The sequence below is a fragment of the Paenibacillus sp. NPDC058071 genome, from assembly GCF_042885235.1.
Taxonomy (GTDB): Bacteria; Bacillota; Bacilli; order Paenibacillales; family Paenibacillaceae; genus Pristimantibacillus.
On the sequence record NZ_JBHVSK010000001.1, the window covers coordinates 415627 to 434421 of the forward strand.

Below are 18795 nucleotides of genomic sequence, written 5' to 3' on the forward strand. Positions count from 1 at the left end.
GCTGTTTTCGTTTTACAGTGATCCTCATCCGTCAATTTCCTAATGAAAATTGAAGGACTAGCGGATGGATGTTCCGCCAAACCTTAACTTTTTCTTCAGCCTGGTGGAGGTTAGTTCCAGAATAATCGCAAAGAATAGAATAAAGTAGGTGAGCGTACCCATCTCCCGTATATCATAGTAGAGCGAACCCGCCATGTACATATCGTAACCGATGCCTCCCGCTCCGGCAGCAGCGCCCATGGCAAGCGCATTAGAGAAGTTGATTTCCAAGCGAAGAAATGTCTAGGAGAGAATATACGTCAGCGATGAAGGAATGACCGCCCGAAATACGATCTGCATCCGGCTGGCCCCGCTTGCCTTCAACGCTTCCAGAATGCCTGGATTCAGCTCCTCGAACGATTCGCCATAAGCTTTGGTTAAATAACTAATGGTATGAAAGGTAATACCGATGATTGCCGCTGCGCTGCCAAGGCCGGATGAAACCGCAATAATCAGTACCCATAAAATGGTCGGGATCGCTCGAATGACGGCCATAATCGCTTTGATAACTTGCGATACCGTATTTCCGCTTATGTTACGGGCAGCCAGAAGGCCTGTTCCGAGAGCAATAACCGCACCAATCAATGTCGAGATGATGGCCAATCCAATGGTGATCAAACCTGAGTAGGCCGCTTCTTTAAGCGTAAAATGCTTAAAATGCGGATCACCGAACAAACTTCCGAAATTGCGAAGCGTTTGATAAAGTCCTTCCGTGATGGAGACATTTTTGCTATCGATAGTGGCCAGTGTCCAGACTGTTATCGCTGCAATAACAAATAAAGTGAGCTTTACGATGAATCTGGACCGATCAAACGGCTTTTTGCGGAGAGGCATCATCGTATCACTGGAGTTATACTCGTGTTTATGGGATGGTTGAAGTCGAATGGAAAACCCAACCTTTCTATTGGACCGCTTTACGAACCGTGTTTGAAATGAATTCAATCAGCACGATTGTTAAAACGATCATGATAACCACCAAGCTGGCGGTAGTTTAAGCTCTTGTAATAAAGGTCGAACGAGAAACCAATGCCTGTTCCGGTCAGAAGACCGACCAGTACGGCGCTGCGAACATTTGTCTCAAACATATAAAGCAACCAGCTCATCATTTGGGGCGAACAGGAAGGAATAACAGACCGGCAAACCACTGCGAGATACCCTGCTCCCGACGCCCTCAAAGCTTCTATTGAGTTACCGCTTACTTCGTCGATCGTCTCCATGAATGCCCGGGTGAGAAAACCGAAACTCGCAAAGAATAGAGCCAAAAAGCCGGTTGCTTCATTTTGACCGAATGAGAACAGAAGCACCATCGACCAGACCGACACATCGATATTGCGAAACAAGGTCGCCACGAAGCGGCATATCACGCTGAAAAACCGATTAACCTTCGTCGTTTCGGAGCCCAGAACGGCAAATACAAGGGCTACTACAGCCCCAGACGCGGCAGATGCAACCGAAATTAAAATCGTATCCAAAAGTCTAGGCAGGATTTGAGGCAATCGATCCATCGCTTCCGCATTGGGGTAAAAGTTGGCGAAAGCCCACCTTACCGCTCCAGGAAGAGAGTCTATGCTGCGTAACAGATTAAACTTCGTTAGAACGGACGCGCCCCATCCAACCGCCAGTATTAGCATCGCGCAGAATATGACCCATGCTCTTTTCCTCGCCAAAAATTTATCCACATTCATAACGCCAGTGCTGCCTCCCCCTTCCGACGGTCCGGCGTGTCCAACATTAAGTCGCCAGCCTCCGCGCCGTAAATATGATGAATTCGCTCCTTCGTTAGCTCCTTCGGAGGACCATTAAAAACAACCCGTCCGCGGTTAACCCCAATAATGATATCGGAGTAGTTGATCGCCGCATCCACCTGATGCAAGTTAACCAGAACAGAGATACCCATCGTAGAAGTAATGGAACGCAGATGATCCATGATGATCTTGGATGAACCTGGGTCGAGGGAGGCAATCGGCTCATCACACAGCAGCAGTCCCGGTTCCTGCACAAGTGCGCGTGCAATGCCGACACGCTGCTTCTGTCCGCCGCTTAGCTGATCGCAGCGCTTGAACAAATGTTCGCCAAGCCCGAGCGTATGCAGAATTTCCTGAGCCCTTCGCTTCTCAGCTTCCGTGTATCTGCCCAGTGCGCCGGCCAGCATATTTTTGTAACCTAGCCGGCCGTGCAATACGTTCTCAATCACACTCAATCGCTCCACTAGATTATAATGCTGAAATACCATGCCGATTCCGGTTCTCGCCTCTCGAAGATCCTTGCGTTTCAGCCTAGTTATCTCTCGGCCTCGAAACTGAATGCTGCCCTCACTGGGTTCTACCATACGGTTAATGCAGCGAAGCAAGGTCGATTTGCCGGCTCCGGAAGGCCCGATGATCGATACAAAAGCTCCGGCTTTCACCGTAAAACTGATGTCTTTGAGTGCCAAATCTTCCCGGTTATATTGCTTCGATACCTTGTCCAATGCTAGTAAAGTCGTCATAAAGGCTCCTTTAATGGGGCAGCGGAATCCTCGTACGAATCTGTACGTGGATTCCGCTGCCTGTATTCGTCGTTATTTTTGAAGATAGGTTTGATTCAGCTTTTCTAGCAGTATCACTGCATCGAAGCGGGTAACAGTACCTGATAACTTCAAAGATTCAACGTTGCCTGTAAGGAAACCGTTGTTCAAGAAGTAACGGACTGCTTCCTTCGCGTAACCGGGGATGTTTTTTAAATCCTTGTCATTTACTTCCGGCTGGACTTGCGCCGTTCCAAGAAGTTTTTTATGGTCAAGGTAACGATAGAGCATGACCAGGAAGTCCTGCTTTCTCACATTCCCACGCGGTTGGAACTCATTCGAATTCATGCCTTGGACCAGGCCCAATTGGCTGGCCGAAGAGATGGCTTCCGCGTAATAACTGCTTTCTTTCACATCTTTAAACCGGATAGCTTTGTTTCCTTCAATTTCTAACAACCGGTTCAGCATAACCACGGCATCGCCTCGGGTAAGCTGTTGGGTACCGTTAAACTTATGATCCGGCGTTCCCTTAATGACACCTTTGTTATACATCGACTGGAGAGCATCCTTAGCTGGCGTAGTTGAATGAACGTCGCTAAATACGGCTTCGATAGGTTTCGATGACGGTATCGGTGTCGATACCGGTGTTGGCGTTGGTGTTGGTTCCGGTGTTGGTGATGTCACCGGTGTTGGTACCGGTGTTGGCACTGGTGTTGGTACTGGTGTTGGTACTGGTGTCGGCACTGGCGTTGGTTCCGGTGTCGGCGTCGGTGTTGGCTCCTCAGCCTTAACCGTGACGTTAATAGCCGCCGTTTGTCCGTCATAGGTCGCGCTGATCGATGATGCTCCCGCCGAGACCGCTTGAACCAAACCTCCAGCAGTTACATCTGCCACGTTAGAATTGCTGCTGACATAGCTGATTTCATTCGAAGATGTGACATCTGCCTTTTCATTCGTGTTGAATACGGCCTCGACCTTCAACTGTACCGAATGGTTAACGTTGCCAAGCTCCAATTCTGCCTTGTCAGGTGCGATTGTCAGTCCCGTTATTTGTTTGTTCTCGATTCGGAAGTAAACTCGATCGGCATTTTCTTTATAGCCGCCATCCAGCATGAGAGTGATGTAATATTCGCCTGGTGCCAGTCCATTCATGTCGCGGACCGTGCCTTGGCTGGAATCGCTGAGTGTAATCTCGCCATTCGGAAGTTCATTCACATAATCCCATTTCAGAGATGGCGTCGAAGATCCAGGCGTATCGCCTTTACGATACAAGCCCACCCAGTCACGCCCATCCTGAGCACCTTTATAAGTGAAAGTGAATGACTTGCCATGCTCAACCACCATATGGTCCATGGCAAGAACGGCTTTCTCGACCGAAGGAACGCCTGGCAGTGTTAAATCGTCGTAGGTACGCGGCTTCACGTTAAAAGTCGAAACCACCACCCGGTGATCAAAATACCATGGATCCAGTTCACGATCCGCTGGAGAGGTTGGACCGCCATTAACCCTCTTCTCGCCTACAACCTGACTGTCCAGCGTTATCGCCGGGCCTCCGGCATACACGAAATCAATACGGTCATAAGATTCGGGATGTCTCCACTCCGTGCCTTCAACCGCCCAAGTTATACCAGGGGACGATACGGGGTCCGGATAAATAACGCGGTAGGAATCTTGCAAACCGACCGCTTCCAGCTTCTTGGATACCGGCCACTCCACGACCTGACCATGATGACGATCCTTCGTCGCTTCGGTCCAATCTATATGGGAAGGAACGTTGAAATCTCCGGTTAGGAATACAGGCATGTTTTGGTCAGCGAGAGCTGGAAGTTTGCTGAACTTATTCTTTATTTCTTTCATATGATGGCGATTTTCACCCTTGATGACTTCCTCGACAGAAACCCCGTCCGCAATCTCATAAGGGCCGTAAGGATCACTCGAGAGATGTACATTGCTGACGGCAATGGCTCTTCCCGGATCAACCTCAATCAGGTAATAGTCATTTTCTTTGTCCACTTCAATAATCGGATATCTGCTAATCAAACTAAGATCATAATCTCTAACATTATAGTAAAATCCTAAGCGTTCGGCCGCTTTACGCACCATCTCGCTGTTAGTCTCCTGAATGCCTACCACGTCCGCGTCGATCGCTTGAATGGCATCCGCAATATACTCTGCCGATTTCTCGATTCCGTATCGACTGTTGATCACTCCTTGCCAGATATTGAAGCTCGCAATTTTCAATTGAATCTCTTCGGGGACTTGATAGCCCGGCAGCATGGCGGTCGCAAATGTCTTCGATTCCTTCCCGCCCCACAAGGAGGAAGCTAGCAGCGAGACAGCACCGTCAGGGATGCTCGTCCCTACCGGAATCTCATAGGAAACCGGATCGGTATAGGTCGAGGAGGTTACAGTGGCCACTTCCGGCACTCCCGGCAGCACGCCGGCAGTTCCTCCCCAGTACAGCTTGTAACTCTTTACTTTATCATTATCCGCTGGCGGAGTGATGACAGCTGTACCGCTCAGATGCTGGTCATCCGTTCGATCCGCGCTCAGGTCCAAACCAGCAGGAGCCTTCAATTCCCCAATAGTAAAAGAAATGAACGTATCGTAATCGTAACCGCCGTTTTTCAGGAAATACGCCTTGTATTCACCGGCTTCGAGCGGCTTGCTAAAGGTCAGTTTGCCATCCCCTTCGGGAGCATTCTGCCAATCAAGCGAAGGTATGGGCCCTGGAAGGCGGTCGGCTTCGTAGATTCCGATCCAGTCCTCGTCGCTTTGGGAGCCGAAATAGTTAATTTCAATTGGCTCGCCCTTCACGACCCATGTGTTATCCATGGATAAATCATAACTTGCTGCATAAGCTCGGTTCGGGCTCATACCGCCAAAACTGCTCAACAGCAAACTAAAGGCCATCACAATACTCAATGCACGTAACCCCAGGAGCTTGCGGTTCATGAGAACATTTCCTCGCTTTCATTAGGTGTGGATTGGTTTAAACCGTGCAGTAATTGCTCATAGGAAGAAATCAAAACATCCGCGCTGCCATAATGATTTTTATCATCGCCGATTGGGACTGCCTTGCCTTCCGGAAGAATCGCTACCGTTAATGCGGCGCCGGCCGCTTTTCCCATCCGCATATCGCCCTCGGTATCACCGATAACGGCAACATCGGAAGGAGACAAACCCATCCGCTCGCATGCAAGGAACACCATATCAGGATTCGGTTTACCGTTTGGTACCTGATCATGACCGATGATCGTCTGAAAATAATGCGAAATTCCCAGCCATTCGAGATGCTTTATCGCATCCTCCGTTTCGTCGGCTGTGACAACCGCGATTCGGATTCCCTTCTCGCTCAAATGCTTAAGCACTTCCACGACCCGGGCGCGAGCCTGAACGGGACGAAGTTCGTCTATTCCTTTGCTCGCTTCGCTCATGCTCTCTTCCGCGATCGTTTCCGCTTCAGCAGAGTTAAAACCGGCTTTTATGCAGTATTGAACAACCGCGTTTCGAATGTCGGCGGCAGATCCCGTTGACAGTAAGCCTTCCGTATCGTAATCCACGATTCCGCCCCGTTCATCGCAAGTTACGCCGAGAATAACAGACAGCGACTCCGACGGCTTAGGCAGGTCATGTGTGAGCGACTTTCTCCTGACGATTTGGTTCACATGCAGCACCAGCAGCTCGCCCCATATGCCCCATAGGGACACAAAATTCAACAATGTTCCATCCTTGTCGAACAGGATGCCTTTAACGGTTGTAATGCAGCCGTCCAATTTCAGTTGAACCTTCATTTGGACAACTCACGGATTGGATTGAACCACTCATCTTCGACGGAGACAAAATGAGTTTCGCCCGCTTTCCAGAAAAGTCCCGAAGACTTCGAATCCTCTGGCAAGAAAATGCGCTCGTTATTGGTTGTTTCTTCCGAAGTCATCGCTTTGACGATTGCTTGGAAGTCTTCGTCACTTACTTGGTCACGGTTGGCAACGAACGGACCGTTCAATACCGGTGTTACTTTAATGAGGTTGAAAGTCTTGCCTGCCAGTTGGTCGAAGGGCTGCTCTGCTTTGTCTTTCACTGTGTACAGGGCGCCCGGACGATTGGCTTCGCCGTCCTTCAACTCGATATAGTTTCCGACGCAAGTATCACAGAACGCTGCAATATCCGCTTTACCTGTCAATAAATTTACGGCTGAGCCTTGGTGGGAGCCACCGTATAATACTTCACTGAAAAATTGGTTTTTGCCGCCTTCCATCAAATCCTCCGGTTTCAAATCTTTGAAGGCATCCTGCTTGGAGAAGGTTGCAATAATATCATTGGACGGTATTTTGAATCCGGAAGTCGAGCTGTTCGATACAAAAGAGAAACGCTTCCCTTGAATGTTTGCGATAGAGTAGCCCTCTCCATCCTTATACTGATCTTTGTCGGCTTCATTGACGGCAAGCCATCCGTAATATACAGCATCATCCAAAGTACCGGATTTGCCAGTGTTGACGATAAGCGGCTGCAGGTTCGCATTTTTATTCTTTGCCTCCACATATGCGGTGGCCCCCATATAAGCAAGGTCTGCGTTTCCGTTAGCCAAAGCTTCGATGGCGATGATGTAGTCCGTTGTGGTGAAATGCTCGACCTTTTTCCCTGTCGCTTTCGAGATCACTTCGCCGATGGCGTCGCGCGTATCCTTCAGATCGCCACTCGATTCATTGGGGAGCCATGCGATCGTAATCGTATCTTTGCCAGAATTCGATTTCCCGCTGTTGCCTTGATCACCGCCGGTTGTTGGGATGTTTTTGCTGCCGTTATCGACCGAGCAGGCAGTTGTCAGCGCAAGCAGCGCGATGCTTATCATTAGTAAGAGTTTCTTCATGTGTATCGACCTGGCTTTCCAATTTGTATTTTTAAAAACGGTTGAATACCTTTAACGGGCGTGAATCCAGTCCACATTCCTGTCTTTCAGTTCAATCTCCCATAGGGTAGGAGCCGCAACGTCGGTCACAATGATATCGATATCTTTCATATCGATAATTTGATAGGGATGAATGCCGCCAAATTTGGTTTGGTCCGTCATGGCAACGGTTAACTGCGCCCGGTGAACGATTTTGCGGATCAGATATCCCCGTTCTAGATCGAACCCGGTAATCCCGCTGTCTATCATTAGCCCATCTACCGAGATAAAAGCCTTATCCACGCGGAAGTTATCCGCCATACTTTCTGCCATGCCGCCTGTTACCCGCGAGTATTTGGACATTACTTTGCCGCCCAGGAAGTAAATCTGGCCCAAGAATACTCCCTCATTCTGCATCTCGCTCAACAAATGGAGCACATGAAAGGAAAACACCACAATCGTGATATTTTGTTTATTTTGCAGATAATGAATAAGCTGCATTGTCGTGCTGCCGTCATCGATAAAAATGACATCATTATCTTCCACCAGTCTGGCAGCGGCACGACCGATTCTCTTCTTCTCCTCGACCCTGACCACTTCCCGGTTCAGGTATGTAGGCTCTTCTCGAGTGAGCTCCATTTTGACAGCCCCGCCATAAATGCGGCGCAGCTTCTTCTCCGCCTCCAAATCTTCTAAATAACGGCGAATCATTTCACCTGAAACTTTCAGCTTCTCTGCCAAATCTGCTGAACGCACTTTGCCTTCCAGGTTCAAAATGTCAAGAATCATTTTTTTTCGTTCTTCACCTATAAGGGACATGCCTACACCTCTTATGATCTCTAATGAATTTTCATTTCTACAAAAATTTGCGAACCACCACCTAGCTCATTTCCCTTCACATTCGCTTTCAATCTTGGACCGTTTTACAATCATTATTTTGCAGTTGGAGTATCAACTCAAAATTAAAAACAAGTAATGATATTGTAAATTCTTGTTTTTGGTTGTACTTCAGTTGGGTTTGTACGTTGGGAAACTTATGCTCTACAAAATAAAAGCACCCTTCAGCCCATTCCAAGGGTGCTAAAGGGTGCTTATTCATTGATCCCGGTAGATATCTTCTTCTAGGTCGCCAGAAATGATTGCAAACAGTGCGTTCTATTCATCCCATCTGGAATGAAGAACATGATGACAAAAATTAGGGCGTTTATATCCCGGCAGAAGCATTTCGCAAATGTCAGCGTTAATAGTGCCGTATGTCGTTTCCGGTTTATGTTTGAAGCCCTCCAAGAATGCAGGTAATATTCTGTTCTTGAAGTTATTTCGTGGAAAAGCCTTAACGATTTGCTCACGCACTTCTGCCGAGATGAAATCAAAGTTCTTCCCCACCACATCATACCCAACGCCAAAATTCATTAGCGCCGCTTCGGCTTCCTTATATTCGACGATTCCTGTAGTAGTATGAAAGGCTACCGCATCCCATACAAGCCGAATGTCATCTTCGGGGACGCCGCGACTTTGAAGAAAATGGCGGGCCGCATTAGCCCCATCGACCTCAAAGCGCTTGTCAGCGCTTCTGAATGCAGGGGTAAGGCCAAGATCATGAAAAAGCGAACTGATATAAAGCAATTCCGGATCATATTTAATGTGATTAAGATTACCTCTCATAGCTGCAAACAAAAATACCCGGTTCGAATGATTCCACAATAGATCGTCGCCATGCTCGCGCAATAATTCAGCTGCTTCAACGGCCAGTTTGCTATCAGGAATCTTTATATCTGCGATAAAATTAGACATGCTCAACTTCCCCCTTTATACAATCGCTAACTTCAATTGATGCTCATATTTCGCACCTTGATTCTATGATAGTTAGCGATTATCGATCAATATCATTATTTCTATAATAATGATAGATGAGATTAATCACGAAGGGGGTTCACTAAATTCAGCGAACGTGCACTTTGTTTAATGCGCTCAATTAACTCTCTGGCTGCTGTCTCCAAATATTTTTGCCTCAAATAGACGATGCCAACTTCTCTCGATAACGAAGGATTCACCACCGGAATCGTTACGAGCCCTTGCGGATCATATAAGTGAAGTAACGTTCTAGACAATATGGTTACTCCTGCTCCAGACTGAATGAGCTTCAACAAGGAACTAATGGTCGTTGTTTCGATTTTAGGTTGCAGCTTAAATCCCATGCCCAAACTAACCGCATCAAGCATTTGCCGACAACTATGGGTTACGGGGAACATAATAATCTCCTCTTTGCGAACCTGATCAAATTCAACATAGGACTGTCCAGACAAGGGATGGTCGTCTCTCATCACGAAATAGAAATCCTCTTCGTAAATTGGAATTTTCTCGAACCGGTCATCATCCTTCAGTAATATAGTGACCCCAATATCCGCATCCTCGCTTAAAATCGGCCCCACGACGTCTTCCGATCCGAGCAGTCTGATTTTCAAATTCGGATGATGGCGAGAAAAATCGCCAAGCAAACCGGAAACGAACTCATTTATTTCACCTATTAGTACGGCAACGGATAACTGGCCGCGTTCCATCTGGCGCAACTCGTTAATTTCATTTCGAAAGCCAGACATGGCGCCAAAAATTTGCAAACAATATCTGTATAAAATATCTCCACTCGCGGTCATCGTAATTTTTTTGCCGATTCGATTAAATAAAGGAGCTCCGACTTCTTCTTCTAACAGCTTTATCTGATAACTCAACGTCGGTTGGGAAATGCCTAACTGCTCTGCCGCTCGAGTAAAATGGAGATGCTCACAAACAGACTTGAAACATTCCAACTGTCTAAATTCCATCTTGGTTCGCCCCCTCATTTCATAACGCGTACAAGATGTATGATATATCAAATATTGATTTAATTCATCTATCGATATTATCGAATATAATAGATTGATCTATGACAGCTGTAATTCTACAATGTTCCTGTAAGCCAAATACGACTTATGGGAGGAATAAAAATGTCTAAAATCATTGCAGAAATAAAAATTCCCGATAGCAAACTTGCACGGGAGGCGGCGGAATTACTTCGTGATCATGGCGATGAGCTATTGTGGAACCATTCCAACAGAGTATTCTTGTTTGGAGCGATCCAAGGTAATCAGGCGGGTGTTATTTACGATTCGGAACTGCTTTATATCAGTGCAATCTTTCACGATCTTGGACTGACCAAGCATTACAGCAGCCCGGATAAACGCTTTGAAGTGGATGGCGCCAACGCGGCGCGAGATTTTCTGAAGAGCCGGGGCGTGCCCTTGGAATCCATCAGCCGCGTATGGGATGCCATTGCGCTGCACACAACGATCGGCATAGCGGAGCACAAAGAATCAGAAGTAGCCCTTCTTTACTCGGGTGTAGGTTACGATGTAATGGGTGAAAATTACGAGCGTATTTCCGACGATATTCGCAACCAAATTGTTGAAGCCTTTCCGCGCAACGACTTCAAGAATAGGATTATCCCCGCCTTCTACGAAGGGTTTAAGCATAAAACGGAAACCACGTTCGGAAACATCAAAGCTGATGTCTGCGCCGAGATGATCCCAGGCTTCAAACGCACCAACTTCTGTGATTGCATCCGTCATTCTGCCTGGAAAGAATAATAATAATGTTAAAAATGCCCGTTTGGAGCGTGAATGCTCCAAACGGGCATGAACTATATGTCCCTACACTCCTTATTCCTCCGAATCGGAATCCTTCGAACGATCTTGACGGGGCTTTCTGAACCAGGTAAAGAATGACAACACGATGGCTGCTGCGGCAAAAAACACCGGTTGTATCCACGGATACTGCAGCATGCTATAGGATTCCCAAAACGTAATAAAGCTTCCCATCCGTTTACCTCCCCTGTTGTCAGATCAGGCTTGTTTTTTTCGAATCCAAGATACCATCATCAATACCATTGGGATGAAAATCATTAAGGATAAATAAATCGGACTGTACGGAACGATTTTCTCAACCACAGCAATATGTACGATCACGTTCGGCGCCATGGTTAAACCTAACACAAACGCAATGAGAGCGACAGGTATAATAAAGCTGCGGTTGCTTTGCGCGTAGGTTAGCTTCTGAATACTGCGGACCGCAGCAAACAGATAAATATAAGTTTTTAAGAACGCCATAAAACAAAAGTACAGAACACCTGTCGCATCGAGCTGCGTAATGAAATCTGCTACGGAAATCGCTTGGATTAACGCATACATGGGATACGTTGCCCGCTTAAAAATCTCTTCTCCAAATACAGAAACCGCCATCGCATCCGTGTAGGCGATAAAGCTGCCTGCCAGCAGCGTCGACAGAATCAACGTTCCGCCTATCCGCCCCTTAGGCCTGACTGAAGTCCAAACCATCGCCAAAGCAAGCGATTCCCCGTAAGATTGTATGATCCCCAGCGGCCAGACCACCTTCCAAACTCGGTTCCAGCCTTTGTCTAGCAACGGGAATAAATTATCGATTTTGATAACGCCGGAGCTAATAATTAGGATCACTTCTACAATATAAATGAATCCCAGAAGCGGAAGCATGATTTCGGCCAATCTCCCCATCACCCTTAACCCCAGGTAAAGAGCATATCCAATGACAATTATAAAGATCGCTAGGATGGACCACGAGGGCGTGCCGGGCAAAATCGTCGATGGCACCAAATTGTTGATGTCTGCGACGATCCTCCCTGCAATATACAAAAACAGTAACGGATGGAGCCAAGCAATAGGCGTGCCCAGCCACTTGCCGAATTGTTTCGGGTAACATTCTATATAGGTGAGGCCCGGGTTTAATTGGGTTACGCTGACATAAACCATGATGATGGCTGTTCCCAAAACAGTGGAAATCAAAACAGCCAGCCAGGAATCTTTTCCTGCCCCTGAGGCGAAACCAAATATGATGGTCGTCCCGATTTGATATATAATGGAGATGGCCAGCAACTGGTGCTTAGAAATAGTGTTAGTATCCATACCGTCTTATCCCTATTCCTCATGCAAAATGGTCCTACTTTTCCAATTCCTCTTCTTCCACAATGGATTCATTCCCACGACCAGTCCCGATCAGCTTAAACGTGGCTTTTGTGTTTACTTCAATATTCGGGAATTCTTCTTCCCATCGGATGCCAATTTTGTTATTCCAATCGTTCTTATGCTGTCTGTGTAAAATTTTACCAAACCCAACAGCATCCGATTTAAACTGCTTCTGCAGTTTTTTCACCGTCGTGTTGACACGGTTTTCGACCTCTTTTTCAAGCGCATGTTGAATTTTGTTTAAATTTTTCATTTCTTTAATACTTAGCTTGGTTGAGTTTTCATATAATTCACCGGTCATTTTAACCGTTATATCAAATTGAATCTTCTCCCCTGAAATTTTCGATTTGTACTTGGTTTTGGCACTGATAAGCTGGACGCTTACACGACCTGGCTTTTCCTCTTTTCCGGGTATAGCAACGGTCAGAATATTGTTTTTCATCTTGTTTCTTAGCCATAATAAACATTCGGCCTCCGGCCGCTTCATCCACCCAAGTAATTTGTCCTTGCGATAAATCCCGACGCCAACCAGCCCTATTCCCAGTTCGTCTTCTTTCGTTGGCTTGCCGTGCTGATCACTCAAAGGCACAACCTGCATCTGTGAGCTTGTAGGTTCTATTCCCTTCTCGAACAAGGAGTAGTCAAAATCTCTGATGCTGGCGCTATCCAGCATTCTTGCTTTCTCTTCCTCCCTCATCTCCTCTGCTGTGAAAATTTCAAAGTTTGAAGGAACTCTTAATAATTCCACGGCCTCTCCCTTTGTCGTCAGCAAGAAGCTGTTCCCTCGCGCCTCCCGATGTCTGGAGAAGAAGTCTAGTGCGGGTGTAATCCCTGCTCTGGCCAGTTCTTCACCGACAATGACGACCCGATTATGAGAGAAAATAATAAGGCGGGGAATTTTTTTCTGAAGAATGTTAAGAGCATCCATGATGGTATCCCCTTTTGCAGAGAGAATCAGGGTAGCATTATCGCTGGAACCGCCTTTTTCACTGATGCCTTTTGTCATTTTCATTTTTAGAATCTGCACGCTTAATCTGTACTTTCCATCTTGGGCAAGGTCTATTGCCGACGCGGTGACGATGGCGACATCGTTTAATTCTATCCTGCTCCAGCAGCCGGTTTGCAATATAAGTAATACCAGCGTGAGCAACAGAAGGATCGGTTTTCTCATCACGACCTCATATAGATACATTTATTTTGTAGGTTTACTCTCTCCGCCCGATTTGGGAGGCTTCGTCATCTTAATCCAGTTAGCTCGAAAAATCACATCTTTGAGTTCGCCCGCACGCAATGGAGACAATGGCGCCATATAGGGAACACCAAATGACTGAAGATGCAGCATATGAAGCAGCAGCAGAAGCAGCAGCATTAAGATGCCGTAAAGGCCAAAGGTTGCCGCTGCGATCATCATTGGAAAGCGAAGCAGCCGGAAGGCAAGTCCCAATTGAAAGCTTGGGAATAAAAATGAAGCGATACCGGTCATCGACACGATGATCAATAGCGGCGGGGATACAATGCCAGCGGCTACGGCAGCTTGACCGATAACCAACGCTCCGACGATGCTTACCGCTTGTCCCACCGGACGCGGTAGACGCACACCAGCCTCCCGCAATCCCTCAAAAGCAACCTCCATTAGCAAAGCTTCGATAAAAGCAGGAAATGGCACCGTTTCCCGGGAAGAAGCGATACTGATGAGCAGCATCGTCGGTATCATTTCGTGATGATAAGTTGTTAGTGCAACGTATAGAGACGGCAGGAGCAGAGAAGAAACAACCGCTATAAAACGTAAAATACGAATAGCCGAAGCGACAAAATATCGTTGATAATAGTCTTCAGGGGTTTGGAGCAGTTGAAAAAAAGCACCCGGGACGACCATCACGAAAGGCGTGTTGTCAATGATAATGGCGACCTTGCCTTCCAGCAGATTCCCGACCACTTTATCCGGACGTTCGGTCACCATCACTTGCGGAAACGGCGATAAGGAATGATCCTCAATTAATTCTTCCAGATATCCGCTTTCCAATATAGCATCGATTTGAATTCGGCCGATTCGTTCCTTCACTTCTGTAATTAAGTTCTCTTTTGCAATGCCCTCCAGGTAAGCAATCGCAAGGTCGGTGCCGGACAACTTTCCTACTGTAAACATTTCCAGCTTCATCTGCGCTGTTTTTAACCGTCTGCGAATCAAACTGATATTCGTGCTTATGCTTTCTTGAAAGCCATCCCTCGGGCCGCGGATAACAGCTTCCGTAGCCGGTTCTTCAATGGATCTTTTTTCCAGACCTTTTATATTGAGCAATAAGACTTGTGTGACGCCATCCAGAAGCACCGCAAGCTCGCCCGATAGAATTTCTTTAACCGTTGCTTGGAAATCATCGCTCCAGCTTGTTTGCGAGGTGAAGCTGAGCTTGGAATGGATGGCGGCTTTATTTTCCTCCGTCAGTCCCTCTGATTTTCCGGCTAAGCTGGACTCAATCGAATACTTCAACAGATCCATATCAATGGCACCGATATCCGTCAGTCCGCTTAAAAAAATAAACGTGCCACGCCGCTCCGTAATCAGCTCAAACTGCCGGTATTGGATATCCCCGCAGTTATTAAATACAGTCTGGAATTGCTTGAAATTCTCATCCAAATCTGCACATAGCGTATAACTGCTGGCGGTGCTGTCTGGCTGCTCGTTGGACTCCATTTCAATATCATCCTTTTTATGGATAACTGGTTTTTATTAATATGAGCCGTCTGTTTCCGAATTATGCAAAAACAAGCGATATCACGGCGTGACATCGCTTGTTTTCTGTATTTTATTATGACATCCATTTATCCAGATCTGGGGCACGACGAATCAGCGTTGCTTGTTCAAAACTATAAGCGATGCTAATCAGCGTTGGCTCACTGAAAGCCTTCCCGGAAAAGATAACACCAAACGGACCTTGCGTCGAATCGCCATCTGCATCCACTATTCCTTCTGCTGAATAACCGGCGGGTACGGTGATAAGAGGGTAGCCTAACCGGGCAGCAATGTACATGCCGTCAATATCCCCGGGTAACATTAATGCATCTAAGCCATATTGATCGAGTACATAGTCAATCCCTTTCGTGACCGCCGGTTGATTATATTCTTGGCGTTTAAAATGATAAGTTGTCTCGTTTAATGTATTTTGTTCCGAACGAATCAGGTTATCTTGGTCAAACTTCAATGCAGAAGCAGCGTGTTTCTGATTATAAGCAATCAGTTCCTGAAGGGAATGCACGGGCACATTTGAATCTAATTTCGATAAGTAACGGTTCAGGCCTGTTTTAAATTCGTAGCAAATCACGTCATTATTCCATGAATGCTGTTCCAAGTGGAGGTCTACAGGGTCAATCACTGTTGCACCTTGCTCACGCAGAACTTTAATAGAGTCTTCCATGATGGCAAGCCGTTCTTCATCCAACGATCGATAGTAATGTCTTGGAATCCCAATACGGGCTTTACGCAGAAAATCTCGATCTAGATAGGAGGAGTAGTCATGAAGAGCCGTTGGGCTTTTCCATGTCGCCTTATCGTTCTCGTCCTTTCCAACGATTGCTCCGAGTAAAATCGCTGCATCCGTCACTGTCTTGGCAATCGGTCCTGGCGTATCCTGACTGACGGAGATCGGGATAATGCCGCTGCGGCTAGCGAGCCCTACAGTAGGCTTTATTCCGACGAGAAAATGCTGGCTGGCCGGACCAACGATCGAACCCGCTGTTTCTGTTCCGATCGCCGCTGCCGACAGGCTGGCCGCTACGGCTGCAGCCGAGCCAGAGCTTGACCCGCTGACGAAGAGCTTGCCAGGTCCATATGGGTTCAATACATATCCGCCTCTGGAACTGTATCCGGCCGGCATATAGTTGGACATAAAATTCGACCACTCGGTCATATTGGCCTTGCCTAGAAGAACCGCACCAGCAGCGCGTAGCTTAGCGGCTATGAACGCATCTTCTGCAGCAAAAGACTCCGCTAATGCGACAGAACCAGCGCTCGTATGCATACGGTCGTGCGTATCAATATTATCCTTGATCAGAATGGGAATTCCGTGCAGCGGTCCCCTACTGCCTGTTGTAATTCGTTCCTTGTCGAGAATTCTTGCAATTTCAAGCGCATCTGGATTGATCTCTAAAACGGCGTTGATCAAAGGATTATACTTATGAATGCGTTTAATAAATGCAAGAACGATTGCTTCGGACGTATACTCGCCTGAAGTCATCGCCTGTTGCATGCTCGCCAAATCGGCGTCCTGAATCCAATCCTCTATATTAATGCTCATCTATTTAGTTGCCCCCGATACTGGAAAATTTTAATATAATAGTATTATGATAGCATGCTCCCAGGTCATTTTCTATAACTTTCAAGCTTCTCGATCAATGGTAGAGTTGTGATGTTTGGTAATCTTCTTACATTAATTTTATTATCTTGAGCACAATAATTTTGATGCACAAACTCAATCCAAGAAGAGGAGCTAAAAGGAATGGGCATTTTTAGTGACAACCCAAAAGATAAACCCATGCACTATGGAGAAATTTCTAGTGTATTTATGGCATCAACAGCAGCTAAAGGCTCTATATCTTGCTATCAAGCCTATTTGAATCACTCCGGCGATAAGGATCTGAACAAAATATTGGAGGCTCTTGTTGACCAGGCAAAGCTGGAAAGCAAAGAACTCGATGCTTTGCTCATTAATAATGGAATCACTCCAACACCTACTATGCCAGAGAGGCCAACCGTTAAACTTGAAGATATCCCTGCTGGCGCAAGATTTACTGATCCTGAGATTGCGATCAAAATTGCCACAGACACATCAATGAGTCTTGTTGCTTGTAGTCAAGCGATGGCCCAATCGATTAGAGAAGATATTGGAGCTCTGTTTGCTAAATATCATCTCACCAAAGCAGCTCAAGGCATCAAAATCCTCGAGATGCTCAAAGATAAAGGATGGCTCATCACCCCGCCGCTTCAAGTAAATCGACCAGAGACAGCTAAAGTCTAAGAATTGCCGACATTGATTATAAAAGCTGCGCCATCTCTTCCATAACAAGGGTATGAAAAGAATTCTCCGCCGAACGAAAACGGGCGCCTGTTGGATGCAGGCGCCCGTTCACACTATTTTATTTCATTCATAAAGCTTCTGAAGCTTTCAGCGATTTCTTTTGATTTAGTATGGTGTAAATAATGATCTCCATCAAATGTAAGCACTTTTCCATGAACAGAGTCTTTGATTTGCTCTTCATGCAGCGGTATCCATCCTTCAACACCTGTGTTATTGGCTTGTATAAAGAAAATCAGCGGAAGATCATTAGGGAAAGTTAGCTCCCTGGCTGCTTTAAAATTAGAAGAAATATTTTTCATTTCATTTAGAGTTGTGGAATTATACATGTTTTTAAGATTAACCAGTTTCAATTGTTTCTTTGTTTCATCATCATATGCTAGTCCATCATAAGGATCTGCGCCAAATTGCATGACCAATCTGACGATACCTGCTTGTTTGAGAAAATTAAACTGTCCGATTGGTAGTTTAACATCCATATTCCCTTGTTTGGGAACGCTGCTATCCACACCGGCAAATGCAGTCACTTCGTTTGGATATTTCTTCACGTATTCTATTCCGTAAATGCCTGCAATAGAGTGACCCATCAGAATAAATTGGTCAATTTGAAGGCTCTGCAGTGCTTCATGCATTTCACTTACAATATTTTCAGTCGTTCTTTCTTTGTCGGTTGCATCACTTAATCCATAACCAAAAGGTTCTACTGCCACTACTTTGTAATAAGGAGACAGCTCATCAATTAACAATTTGAAATCAAGTACAGGCGATGCCGTTCCATAGCCCGGAAGCAACACGATCGTCTCTTCGCCTTCACCTTGGATCAATACATTCATCTTTTTGCCGTCTACAGGCACTAACTGACCATAAGAATGTATTTTGGATGCCTCGGATTTGGTCGCTACCTTATTAAAGATAAAAACAACAGCTAGAATGAGGAGTACTGCTATAACTATTACAGCTAATGCTTTCAATATAATTTTCAGTATTTTTTTCAACATGGGAGTGGGTTCCTTTCCTGCTGTAGTCGACTGCTTCCGTTTGAAAACCTCACTTGCTTTCACACCTATCTACTCCTGACATCACCTATTTATTAGCTATAAGCCATTAAGGGAATTTTACACAACGAATATGTACTCTTCATTACGTCAATATGAACGGAATATGAACAGGTGAAAAAAATACTACAGCCTCACCTGCAAGGAAGCTTGCAAGGAGACTGTAGTTCACCAAATATTTGCAACATCATTTAGCCTGGTTTCG

General features: G+C 46.1%; 18 protein-coding genes. 2 read left to right on the forward strand and 16 right to left on the reverse strand.

The annotated features are described in order from the left end of the window. Positions 1-57: 57 nt before the first annotated feature. The 10 genes from ACFVTB_RS01915 to ACFVTB_RS01960 all read right to left on the reverse strand — a co-directional run bounded on the left by ACFVTB_RS01915 (position 58) and on the right by ACFVTB_RS01960 (position 10255). Complete coding sequence (locus tag ACFVTB_RS01915; RefSeq protein WP_387744303.1) at positions 58-270, reverse strand: hypothetical protein; 213 nt, start codon at positions 268-270, stop codon at positions 58-60. A gap of 12 nt (positions 271-282) precedes the next feature. Next, positions 283-876 (reverse strand): PhnE/PtxC family ABC transporter permease, encoded by a 594-nt coding sequence (locus ACFVTB_RS01920; RefSeq protein WP_387744305.1) that lies wholly within the window; start codon positions 874-876, stop codon positions 283-285. Between the two features lie 101 nt (positions 877-977). Further along, on the reverse strand, positions 978-1724 hold the full coding sequence (locus ACFVTB_RS01925; protein ID WP_387744307.1) for an ABC transporter permease subunit: 747 nt from the start codon (positions 1722-1724) through the stop codon (positions 978-980). Next, a complete protein-coding gene (phnC, locus tag ACFVTB_RS01930; protein ID WP_387744310.1) occupies positions 1721-2527 on the reverse strand; it encodes a phosphonate ABC transporter ATP-binding protein in 807 nt (268 codons plus the stop codon). The genes ACFVTB_RS01925 and phnC overlap by 4 nt, the downstream gene beginning before the upstream one ends. Positions 2528-2599: 72 nt before the next feature. Continuing rightward, positions 2600-5422: an S-layer homology domain-containing protein gene (locus ACFVTB_RS01935; protein ID WP_387744312.1), complete on the reverse strand. Its 2823-nt coding sequence runs from the start codon at positions 5420-5422 to the stop codon at positions 2600-2602. Positions 5423-5496: 74 nt separating this feature from the next. Continuing rightward, positions 5497-6339 (reverse strand): HAD family hydrolase, encoded by an 843-nt coding sequence (locus tag ACFVTB_RS01940; RefSeq protein ID WP_387744315.1) that lies wholly within the window; start codon positions 6337-6339, stop codon positions 5497-5499. After that, positions 6336-7415 carry a phosphate/phosphite/phosphonate ABC transporter substrate-binding protein gene (locus ACFVTB_RS01945; RefSeq protein WP_387744318.1) on the reverse strand — a complete coding sequence of 360 codons (1080 nt, stop codon included), beginning with the start codon at positions 7413-7415 and terminating at the stop codon, positions 6336-6338. Before ACFVTB_RS01945 ends, ACFVTB_RS01940 begins: the two co-directional genes overlap by 4 nt. 51 nt (positions 7416-7466) lie before the next feature. Then, positions 7467-8252: a DeoR/GlpR family DNA-binding transcription regulator gene (locus ACFVTB_RS01950; RefSeq protein WP_387744321.1), complete on the reverse strand. Its 786-nt coding sequence runs from the start codon at positions 8250-8252 to the stop codon at positions 7467-7469. Between the two features lie 336 nt (positions 8253-8588). Beyond that, the gene (locus ACFVTB_RS01955) at positions 8589-9227 is read right to left on the reverse strand and encodes an HD domain-containing protein (RefSeq protein WP_387744323.1); all 639 of its coding nucleotides are present in this window, start codon (positions 9225-9227) and stop codon (positions 8589-8591) included. Between the two features lie 122 nt (positions 9228-9349). Next, positions 9350-10255 carry a LysR family transcriptional regulator gene (locus tag ACFVTB_RS01960; protein WP_387744326.1) on the reverse strand — a complete coding sequence of 302 codons (906 nt, stop codon included), beginning with the start codon at positions 10253-10255 and terminating at the stop codon, positions 9350-9352. 162 nt (positions 10256-10417) lie between these two features. Between ACFVTB_RS01960 and ACFVTB_RS01965 the strand changes: the two genes are divergently transcribed. Next, positions 10418-11056, forward strand: coding sequence for an HD domain-containing protein (locus tag ACFVTB_RS01965; RefSeq protein WP_387744329.1), 639 nt, complete (start codon positions 10418-10420; stop codon positions 11054-11056). A gap of 72 nt (positions 11057-11128) precedes the next feature. Here the strand turns inward: ACFVTB_RS01965 and ACFVTB_RS01970 are convergent, their stop codons facing one another. The 5 genes from ACFVTB_RS01970 to ACFVTB_RS01990 form a co-directional block, all read right to left on the reverse strand. After that, on the reverse strand, positions 11129-11287 hold the full coding sequence (locus ACFVTB_RS01970) for a hypothetical protein (protein WP_387744332.1): 159 nt from the start codon (positions 11285-11287) through the stop codon (positions 11129-11131). A 24-nt stretch (positions 11288-11311) separates the two neighbouring features. Then, positions 11312-12406 (reverse strand): GerAB/ArcD/ProY family transporter, encoded by a 1095-nt coding sequence (locus ACFVTB_RS01975; RefSeq protein WP_387744334.1) that lies wholly within the window; start codon positions 12404-12406, stop codon positions 11312-11314. A gap of 34 nt (positions 12407-12440) precedes the next feature. Beyond that, positions 12441-13637, reverse strand: a complete 1197-nt coding sequence (locus ACFVTB_RS01980) for a Ger(x)C family spore germination protein (protein WP_387744337.1) — start codon at positions 13635-13637, stop codon at positions 12441-12443. A gap of 21 nt (positions 13638-13658) precedes the next feature. Next, complete coding sequence (locus ACFVTB_RS01985; RefSeq protein WP_387744340.1) at positions 13659-15158, reverse strand: spore germination protein; 1500 nt, start codon at positions 15156-15158, stop codon at positions 13659-13661. A gap of 115 nt (positions 15159-15273) precedes the next feature. Continuing rightward, a complete protein-coding gene (locus tag ACFVTB_RS01990) occupies positions 15274-16758 on the reverse strand; it encodes an amidase family protein (RefSeq protein ID WP_387744343.1) in 1485 nt (494 codons plus the stop codon). A 201-nt stretch (positions 16759-16959) separates the two neighbouring features. On the opposite strand from ACFVTB_RS01990, the gene ACFVTB_RS01995 reads away from it, so the two are divergent. Continuing rightward, positions 16960-17478: a DUF3231 family protein gene (locus ACFVTB_RS01995; protein ID WP_387744346.1), complete on the forward strand. Its 519-nt coding sequence runs from the start codon at positions 16960-16962 to the stop codon at positions 17476-17478. A 113-nt stretch (positions 17479-17591) separates the two neighbouring features. Here ACFVTB_RS01995 and ACFVTB_RS02000 read toward each other — a convergent pair whose 3' ends face one another. Beyond that, a complete protein-coding gene (locus ACFVTB_RS02000; RefSeq protein ID WP_387744911.1) occupies positions 17592-18533 on the reverse strand; it encodes an alpha/beta hydrolase in 942 nt (313 codons plus the stop codon). Positions 18534-18795 lie beyond the last annotated feature (262 nt).

What these genes read in the sequence shown, in the direction of transcription:
- ACFVTB_RS01920 (WP_387744305.1), bottom strand. Translation starts at nt 876, where the DNA reads ATGATGCCTCTCCGCAAAAAGCCGTTTGATCGGTCCAGATTCATCGTA.
- ACFVTB_RS01925 (WP_387744307.1), bottom strand. Translation starts at nt 1,724, where the DNA reads ATGAATGTGGATAAATTTTTGGCGAGGAAAAGAGCATGGGTCATATTC.
- phnC (WP_387744310.1), bottom strand. Translation starts at nt 2,527, where the DNA reads ATGACGACTTTACTAGCATTGGACAAGGTATCGAAGCAATATAACCGG.
- ACFVTB_RS01935 (WP_387744312.1), bottom strand. Translation starts at nt 5,422, where the DNA reads ATGAGCCCGAACCGAGCTTATGCAGCAAGTTATGATTTATCCATGGAT.
- ACFVTB_RS01940 (WP_387744315.1), bottom strand. Translation starts at nt 6,339, where the DNA reads ATGAAGGTTCAACTGAAATTGGACGGCTGCATTACAACCGTTAAAGGC.
- ACFVTB_RS01945 (WP_387744318.1), bottom strand. Translation starts at nt 7,415, where the DNA reads ATGAAGAAACTCTTACTAATGATAAGCATCGCGCTGCTTGCGCTGACA.
- ACFVTB_RS01950 (WP_387744321.1), bottom strand. Translation starts at nt 8,252, where the DNA reads ATGTCCCTTATAGGTGAAGAACGAAAAAAAATGATTCTTGACATTTTG.
- ACFVTB_RS01955 (WP_387744323.1), bottom strand. Translation starts at nt 9,227, where the DNA reads ATGTCTAATTTTATCGCAGATATAAAGATTCCTGATAGCAAACTGGCC.
- ACFVTB_RS01960 (WP_387744326.1), bottom strand. Translation starts at nt 10,255, where the DNA reads ATGGAATTTAGACAGTTGGAATGTTTCAAGTCTGTTTGTGAGCATCTC.
- ACFVTB_RS01965 (WP_387744329.1), top strand. Translation starts at nt 10,418, where the DNA reads ATGTCTAAAATCATTGCAGAAATAAAAATTCCCGATAGCAAACTTGCA.
- ACFVTB_RS01970 (WP_387744332.1), bottom strand. Translation starts at nt 11,287, where the DNA reads ATGGGAAGCTTTATTACGTTTTGGGAATCCTATAGCATGCTGCAGTAT.
- ACFVTB_RS01975 (WP_387744334.1), bottom strand. Translation starts at nt 12,406, where the DNA reads ATGGATACTAACACTATTTCTAAGCACCAGTTGCTGGCCATCTCCATT.
- ACFVTB_RS01980 (WP_387744337.1), bottom strand. Translation starts at nt 13,637, where the DNA reads ATGAGAAAACCGATCCTTCTGTTGCTCACGCTGGTATTACTTATATTG.
- ACFVTB_RS01985 (WP_387744340.1), bottom strand. Translation starts at nt 15,158, where the DNA reads ATGGAGTCCAACGAGCAGCCAGACAGCACCGCCAGCAGTTATACGCTA.
- ACFVTB_RS01990 (WP_387744343.1), bottom strand. Translation starts at nt 16,758, where the DNA reads ATGAGCATTAATATAGAGGATTGGATTCAGGACGCCGATTTGGCGAGC.
- ACFVTB_RS01995 (WP_387744346.1), top strand. Translation starts at nt 16,960, where the DNA reads ATGGGCATTTTTAGTGACAACCCAAAAGATAAACCCATGCACTATGGA.
- ACFVTB_RS02000 (WP_387744911.1), bottom strand. Translation starts at nt 18,533, where the DNA reads ATGTTGAAAAAAATACTGAAAATTATATTGAAAGCATTAGCTGTAATA.